This is a genomic window from Halorientalis brevis, assembly GCF_042678165.1.
Classification (GTDB): Archaea; Halobacteriota; Halobacteria; order Halobacteriales; family Haloarculaceae; genus Halorientalis; species Halorientalis brevis.
Genome location: NZ_JBHUDJ010000005.1, coordinates 1 through 879 on the forward strand (window position 1 = coordinate 1; position 879 = coordinate 879).

The 879-nt window shown below is 57.6% G+C and carries 1 rRNA gene; it reads left to right on the forward strand.

Annotated features, from left to right (window positions below):
- Window positions 1–879 (forward strand): 23S ribosomal RNA (locus ACFR9U_RS11735); the annotation flags it as partial.

The window sequence follows — 879 nt, forward strand, 5'->3', positions numbered from 1 at the left end:
CGAATCCCGACGGCCTTACGAGCAAGGGTTCCTCGGCACTGTTCGTCAACCGAGGGTTAGCCGGTCCTAAGTCCTGTCGTAATTCGAGCAGGACAAAAGGGAAACTGGTTAATATTCCAGTGCTGTCATGCAGTGAAACCGACGCCTCGGGGTCAACCAGACCGGGCCTTCGCCCGGTGGAACCGTCCAAATCCGTGGAAGCCGTAATGGCACGAAGCGGACGAACGGCGGGATACCGCAAGCTGGTTCAACCTGGGGCCCGTGAAAAGGGAGCATGACATCCGTACCGAGATCCGACACAGGTGCTCGTGGCGGCGAAAGCCAAGGCCTGTCGGGAACAACCGACGTTAGGGAATTCGGCAAGTTAGTCCCGTAAGTTCGCGATAAGGGATGCCTGCTCCGGAAAGGAGCAGGTCGCAGTGACTCGGGCGCTCCGACTGTCTAGTAACAACATAGGTGACCGCAAATCCGCAAGGACTCGTACGGTCACTGAATCCTGCCCAGTGCGGGTATCTGAACACCTAGTACAATAGGACGAAGGACCCGTCAACGGCGGGGGTAACTATGACCCTCTTAAGGTAGCGTAGTACCTTGCCGCTTCAGTAGCGGCTTGCATGAATGGATTAACGAGAGCGCCACTGTCCCAACGTTGGGCCCGGTGAACTGTACATTCCAGTGCGGAGTCTGGAGACCCCCAAGGGGAAGCGAAGACCCTATAGAGCTTTACTGCAGGCTGTTGCTGGGACATGGTCGCTAATGTGCAGCATAGGTAGGAGCCGCTACACAGGTACCCGCGCTAGCGGGCCACCGAGGCAGCAGTGAAATACTACCCGTTAGTGACTGTGACCCTCACTCCGGGAGGAGGACACCAATAGCCGG